The 4,256-nt window shown below is 67.9% G+C and carries 4 protein-coding genes; 1 reads left to right on the top strand and 3 read right to left on the bottom strand.

Features of this window, described 5'->3' with window-relative positions; all coding sequences use genetic code 11:
* Positions 1-260 precede the first annotated feature (260 nt).
* Positions 261-1,829 (top strand): sensor domain-containing diguanylate cyclase, encoded by a 1,569-nt coding sequence (locus ACXJKH_RS16100; RefSeq protein WP_457320797.1) that lies wholly within the window; start codon positions 261-263, stop codon positions 1,827-1,829.
* A gap of 64 nt (positions 1,830-1,893) precedes the next feature.
* Here the strand turns inward: ACXJKH_RS16100 and ACXJKH_RS16095 are convergent, their stop codons facing one another.
* The 3 genes from ACXJKH_RS16095 to ACXJKH_RS16085 form a co-directional block, all read right to left on the bottom strand.
* Positions 1,894-2,766 carry an energy transducer TonB gene (locus tag ACXJKH_RS16095; protein ID WP_457320795.1) on the bottom strand — a complete coding sequence of 291 codons (873 nt, stop codon included), beginning with the start codon at positions 2,764-2,766 and terminating at the stop codon, positions 1,894-1,896.
* 111 nt (positions 2,767-2,877) lie between these two features.
* Positions 2,878-3,753, bottom strand: coding sequence for an energy transducer TonB (locus ACXJKH_RS16090; protein WP_457320793.1), 876 nt, complete (start codon positions 3,751-3,753; stop codon positions 2,878-2,880).
* A 57-nt stretch (positions 3,754-3,810) separates the two neighbouring features.
* A partial coding sequence (locus ACXJKH_RS16085; protein ID WP_457320791.1) for an isocitrate dehydrogenase kinase/phosphatase-domain containing protein occupies positions 3,811-4,256 on the bottom strand: 446 nt, incomplete at its 5' end.

Here is a 4,256-nt window from a genome sequence, read left to right as displayed (position 1 = left end):
CCCGCACACGTGCGCGGCGTGCTGGCACCGCTGGATGCCAGCACGGCCGGCAACGTGCGCAGCGTGCTGCGCAAGCGCCTGGAGCGCTGAGTGCTGCGACACGCAACCGCTTCACCCACGCGGCTGCGGAATCCGCAATAATCCGCGCCGTGACCGTAGTCCGCCCGGGAGCGGGGAAATCGTGCGCTCCTGATTGCTCCACCGTTGCCGTTCCATCCGTCCCTCGGCTGGCGCTGCACCCTGCCAGTCTGAACGCCCCCATGCGCCCGTTTTCGACCCGCCTCAACCTCGGCAAGCTGATCCTTGCCCTGGCCCTGCTCAGTGCCCTGATCGCGCTGGCCAACACGCTGCACGCCAGTTACCGGGTGCAGCGCGAGCAGTTGATCGGCAATACCCTGGAAGCCAATCGGGTGTATGCCAGCAAGCTGGCCGAGACCACCCAGAACTTCATCCAGTCCGCGCAGCAGCAGCTGGCCTACAGCGCCACCACGCTGGGCCAGCGCGCGCACGACCGCAGCGAACTTGAAGCCGAGGCGGCGCGCCTGCAGCTGCAGACCAACAGTTTCAATTCGGTGCTGATCGTGGACCCGGCCGGCACCGTGCTGGCTACCTCGCCGCAGAGCCTGGCCCTGCAGGGCGTGGTGCTCAACAGCCGCGGCAACAAGGAAGCGCTGGCGCGGCGCATGCCGTTCATCAGCGATCCCTACCAGTCCGCCACGGGACGGCTGCTGGTGGCGATCTCGCACCCGATCTTCAGCGCGCAGGGCCAGTACAAGGGCTACGTCAGCGGCACCATCTACCTGCGCGAGCGCAGCATCCTGCAGACGCTGCTGGGCAAGCACTACTACCGCGATGGCTCCTACCTGTACGTGGTCGACCGCAACGGCCGCATCCTGTACCACATCGAGCCGGCCCGGGTCGGTCAGGTCGCGATGGAAAACCCGGTGGTGCAGGCGGTCAGCAAGGGCCACTCCGGCGCCCAGCATGTGCGCAACAGCCACGGCGTGCAGATGCTGGCCGGCTATGCGCCGGTGCCGATCGTCGGCTGGGGTGTGGTTGCCCAGCGTCCGACCGAGGCGACGCTGTCGGCGCTGTCCACGCTGATGGCAGCGGTGATCTGGAACGCCATACCGCTGGGCGTGCTGTCGCTGCTGATCACCTGGTGGTTTGCCCGGCGCATCTCGCTGCCGCTGTGGCAGCTGGCGCGCAACGTGCAGAACCGCGACACCGGCATCGCCATCCGCCATGTCAGCAGCATCCGCGCCTGGTACTACGAAGTGGCACAGCTCAAGCAGGCGCTGCTGTACAGCTTCAACCTGCTGCAGGACCGTATCGGCAAGCTCAACCGTGCCAGCATGACCGACCCGCTCACCGGCCTGCAGAACCGGCGCGGGCTGCAGCAGGGGCTGGAGGACTGGCAGGCGCGCGGGCAGCCGTTCGGGATCATCGCGCTGGACATCGACCGCTTCAAGACCATCAACGACCGCTTCGGGCATGCGGTGGGCGACGCGGTGATCCTGCGCATCGCGCAGCTGATGCGCGACGATTCGCGCGATACCGACCTGCTGTGCCGCAACGGCGGCGAGGAATTCCTGATCCTGCTGCCGGGCATCGACACCGAGGCCTCGGTACGCATCGCCGAGCGCCTGCGCCGGCAGGTGGCGGCCGAGGTGTTCGAAGAGGTCGGCTCGGTCACGGTGTCACTCGGCGTGGCTCACTACCCCAGCTACCACGACGACCCGCTGCAGGCGCTGCGACTTGCCGACAAGGCGCTGTACATGGCCAAGGAACAGGGCCGCAACCGCACGGTGGTGTACCCGCAAGCGTGAGGATGCGGGCGGCGCCGGGGCCACCTCGGCGCCGCTGATCCACAGCGACGCCGACGACGGCGGCTCAGCCCTGGCCGAGCACCGTCTTGAGTACCGGGCCGCGGGTGTCGCCGGCCACATACACGCCGTCACCCAGCGCGTCCGGCGCTACCGTCACGCGCTCGGGCTGCTGCCACGCCGCCCGCTGGCGCGGGCCGGGCAGGTACGGTTCCCATGCGGGAACGTCACCCGAGGGACGCTGGTCGGCGTAGCGCACCGGGAACCGCACCACCCAGGTCTCGCGATCGGCCAATGGGCCCTGCGTGGGGATGCGGAACTGCCAGTCACGGACGGCCTGGATGGCACTGTTGGCAAATGCAGTGCGGACCGTGTCGAGCTGGCGCGGTGGCACCAGCACGCGCAGGTTGACCTGCTCGGCGGCGACATTGCGCACCTTGCCATCGCGGCCCACCTGGATCAGCAGGAACACGTCGGCGGCGGCACCGCGACCGGCGGTGCGCACCGGATAGGTCGGCACCGAACCGCTCAGCCGCGCCGGCCGGGTCAGGTCGTCTTCCCGATAGTCCATGAAACTGGCGCTGCGGATCTCGATCCGTGCACTGCCATCGCCCTGGACCTTGCCGACCACGCGCAGCGAGACCGGCGTGGTGATGGGCACCGCCTTTCCATCCTGCAGCGTCGGCTCGAATTCCCAGCCGGCCATCGATTCCTTGACGAAGCCGACCACGCCGGCGGGGATCGCGTCCTGCTGGTCCAGACGCACCGCAACTACCCGGCCGTCGGCACCGATGTCCAGGCTGCCCTTGATGCGCATGCTCGATTCCACCTGGTCCTGCAGCGCCCGCATGCTTGGCGCTGCCACGACCCCCTCGACCATGCCGGCCACGCTCGCCACGCCCAGCCCGAAGGCCAACATCCAACGCAATGATGACTGCATCTTCATGACTCCTTGTCCTGATGGGACGGCCAGCCTAGCAAAGCGTGCCGGTCAATTCTGCGACAGCGACGCGGCGCCAGTCGATGCGTATGCCGACCGCATCCCGTCGGATCAGCCGCCGAGCGGGGTCAGCAGTTGCGGGCCCTTGCTTGCGGCATCGGCCATGAAAACGCCGCCGGCCGGCAGCAGATCGGCATTGGCATCGGCGCCCAGCGCCTTGTCCGCGCGCCACTGGGCCTGCTGGCGCGGTCCAGGGATATAGGCATCCCACTTGCCGTAGCGCATCTCTTCACCATGGAAGGCGAAGGTGACCGGCACGCGTACGGTCCAGCTCGCGTCCTCCTTGTGCTCCCCGGTGGTGGGTGCCTTGAAGGTCCATTTGCGCGCGGCCGCCATCGAGACCCGGGACAGCTTGTCGCGCATCTGGCGCATGGCGGCCTCATTGGCAATCACGCGCAGGTTGACCTGCTCTGTCGCCACGTCCATGACCTTGCCATCGCGGCCCACCTGTACCAGCAACAGAACGTCGCCGCGTCCGCCGGCACGATAGACGTCTTCCGGATACGCCGGCGGGGGCATCTTCAGCCGGGTCACGTCGTCTGTGGCGGTGGGGTCGTACTGCTGGAAACTGGCGGCAAGCAGCGTCACCTGCTGGCCGCCATCGGGATTGATCCTGCCGCCCAGGCGAAGACTGACCGGGCTGCGCGCCTTGACCGCCTGCCCATCGACCAGCACCGGCTGGAACCGCCAGGCCTGCACCGCGCCCTCGACAAACCGGGCGATGGCATCGTTGACCTGGCCGCGCTTGTCGATCTGGAACGCCTCGACCTGGCCATCCGTGCCGATATCGATCTGGCCAGTGAGCACCATGCTGGCCTCGGCTTGCTGACGCACCTCCCGCCGCGATTGCGAGGCTGCATCGGGGACCATGGACATACCGACACCGCCGACGGCGAGGGCCAGCGCAAGAATATGGAATGAACGCATCGCACCTGCTCCTTGTGGATGCACCGAAGCGTAGCGCAGGCAGGCACTGCCGGCCAATCATGCCAACCTATGGCTGGCCGCATAAGGCGGGGTATCGGGAAAATCGCCCGTCGCGAAGCGCGCCTGCAGGCCCTGCCACCACGCCGGGTCGAACAGATGCCCGAAGCGCTCGCGCACGGCGGCCAGCTCGGCTGCCGGCAAGCCCATGAACATCCAGAAGCGCTCGGGGAAGACATCCCGCGGCCCGATCTGGAACCACGGCTCGTCGGCCAAGGCGTCTTCTTCGTTGCGCGGCGTCGGCCACGCGCGGAAGTTGCAGTCGCTGACCAGGCACAGCTCGTCGTAGTCGTAGAACACCGCGCGCCCAGGGCGCGACACGCCGAAGTTCTTGGGGAGCATGTCGCCGCGGAAAATGTTGTTGCGCGCCATGTCGGTAATGGCCTGCGCATAGTCCATCGCGGCGTTGCGCCGGCCATCGCCGCCCTGCTCGCGCAGGTACAGGT

The sequence above is a fragment of the Stenotrophomonas sp. P5_B8 genome, assembly GCF_054049855.1.
This window is presented reverse-complemented; position numbering and strand designations above follow the sequence as displayed.